The organism is Ferroplasma sp. Type II (genome assembly GCF_000496155.1).
Genome location: NZ_KI542763.1, coordinates 12,195 through 14,275, shown reverse-complemented (window position 1 = coordinate 14,275; position 2,081 = coordinate 12,195). Strand labels below are relative to the sequence as shown.

At 33.3% G+C, this 2,081-nt stretch carries 4 protein-coding genes; 3 read left to right on the top strand and 1 reads right to left on the bottom strand.

The window, feature by feature from the left end:
* The 3 genes from AMDU4_RS10350 to AMDU4_RS10340 form a co-directional block, all read left to right on the top strand.
* Positions 1 to 415, top strand: a 415-nt coding sequence (locus tag AMDU4_RS10350; protein WP_021787925.1) for an IS5/IS1182 family transposase, incomplete at its 5' end; no start/stop codon positions are given.
* Positions 416 to 566: 151 nt separating this feature from the next.
* The gene (locus tag AMDU4_RS10345; protein ID WP_021787924.1) at positions 567 to 707 is read left to right on the top strand and encodes a hypothetical protein; all 141 of its coding nucleotides are present in this window, start codon (positions 567 to 569) and stop codon (positions 705 to 707) included.
* 21 nt (positions 708 to 728) lie between these two features.
* On the top strand, positions 729 to 1,664 hold the full coding sequence (locus AMDU4_RS10340) for a radical SAM protein (RefSeq protein ID WP_021787923.1): 936 nt from the start codon (positions 729 to 731) through the stop codon (positions 1,662 to 1,664).
* Positions 1,665 to 1,757: 93 nt separating this feature from the next.
* On the opposite strand, the gene AMDU4_RS10335 is transcribed toward AMDU4_RS10340, so the two are convergent.
* Positions 1,758 to 2,081, bottom strand: a 324-nt coding sequence (locus AMDU4_RS10335) for a hypothetical protein (RefSeq protein ID WP_290705024.1), incomplete at its 5' end; no start/stop codon positions are given.

The window sequence follows — 2,081 nt, the reverse complement described above, 5'->3', positions numbered from 1 at the left end:
ATCCCATTTCGGGTACAAGCTCCACACAATACAGGATTCAGACAATGACATGATACTGAACTATGCAACGACCACTGCATCAGTGCATGACTCGCAGATCGATCTATCCATTCCTGGCATCGTGAATTACAAGGACAAGGGTTACTTTGGCGTTGAAGGAAGGGGAATAGATGCAGCCATGGATAAGGCTGCCAGGGGACACAAGCTGCCAGTGGAAAGCATCCGCAGGAATCTCAGGATAACAAGGAAAAGATCCAGGGGTGAGAGACCGTATTCTGTTATAAAGGGAATATTCCATGGAGGTCACGTATTCGTTACAACAGTTCCCAGAGTGAGGGTCAAGAACATGTTCATGTGCCTTGGCCATAACATGATCTGCGTGATAAGGATGAAAAATAAGGGGATAATAGCGTGAGCTATCAAGAAAGCGACAGAAAAGGGAAAAATATTAAGAAAAGAGCATAAGAAAAAGCCACTTCCTATCAATCTAAACAGAAATTAATTGAAATTCTTTCGAAAGAGTAAGTGATAAGTAAAAATTTAATAGTTGTTAGAAATTATCTAATATGAACATATCGGAAAATATTGAGATAGATGATTATGGAGTTATATGTGTGTTAGAAAGTTCTATAAATACAGAAGAATGGATAAAACCAAGAGGGGCAAATTTAGAATGTGGACCAGAAATTCTTGTGCCATGTATGTAAAATTTTATCTATAACTATATTATGCTTTATAATAAGTATTTAAGATTGGATATACTCCCGACAGAGGAATGTAATTTTAGATGTGTATATTGTTATGAAAATTTTAAAATTAAAACAATGGATAATGACACAATTTCTGGGATAAAAAATTTAATACTAATAAGATCAAAAACATTAAAAATTTTAGAAATAAACTGGTTCGGTGGAGAACCAATGTTAGCATATAATGTTATTAAAGATATAATGGAATATTCCAAAGAATTGTCAATAATATATGATTTTAAATTAATCTCTTCTATGACAACTAACGGTTCTTTATTGACAATAAAAAAAGTGAAGGAATTATATGAGCTATATGTTAGGTGGTTTCAGATATCATTTGATGGTGATGAAAGTGACCACAATAAATTTAGAATAACTAGAGAAAAATCAAATACATTTGACATTATTTATAACAATGTTTTATGTTTTCATAAAAGTGATATAAATTCAGAAATTATTATAAGATTACATCTTAATAAAAATAATTATCAAAGTATATATAATTTTATAAAAAGATTGTCAATAGATATAAACCACGATGACCGATTTAAAATATTTATTCGTGGATTATCCAGACTCGGAGGTGTCAACGACGAAACAATCCCAGTTATTGATAATAAAAATGAAATTAAATATTTATTAAAAAAATTAAACTACAAAGTTAAAATATCCGGATTACAGATTTATAACAACAATATTGAAATGTGCTATGCAGCATCAATGTCACAATATTTAATTAGGTCAAATGGTTATATAGGTAAATGTACAGTTGCATTATATAATGATAAAAATATAATTGGCAAAATTAATAGTGATGGAAGTTTAAAAATAGATAAAGATAAATTAAAATATTGGATACGAGGAAACTTTTCTGGGGATATTGATGAATTAAAATGTCCATTAAAACAATTATAACTTACTTTCCGCATGAATTTAGATCCCTACCCTCGAATTTCTCAACCGCTCGGAACGGCATTCCAGTCCTGCTGATATGAGTCCACAGGAACATCAGCCAGACCCAGCAGATCTCTCTGTCAGTTCCGGCAGAAATTTCTTCACGATCTTTCTTCCCGCCTCGCTCCAGTTCAACTCTACTAGGGCGAAGTCTCCATGGAACTTCGCCGAGTTATCCCGTATCTCACGCTCTATGAAGCTCCTTATCATCAAGGCAATGAAGTATCTAAACAGGGAACCCTCGATGTTTCCAACATTCTTCAACAGGACAGAAGCAACATAGTATACTGGCTTAAACTGCTCATGCCAATAATGTATGAGGGCCAACACATATTCTCCATGGAGGATCTGGAACTCCAGAGGTATTACTACTACCAT

Excerpts from the sequence above, each read along its gene's own strand:
- AMDU4_RS10340 (WP_021787923.1), top strand. The coding sequence starts at position 729 with ATGCTTTATAATAAGTATTTAAGATTGGATATACTCCCGACAGAGGAA.
- AMDU4_RS10345 (WP_021787924.1), top strand. The coding sequence starts at position 567 with ATGAACATATCGGAAAATATTGAGATAGATGATTATGGAGTTATATGT.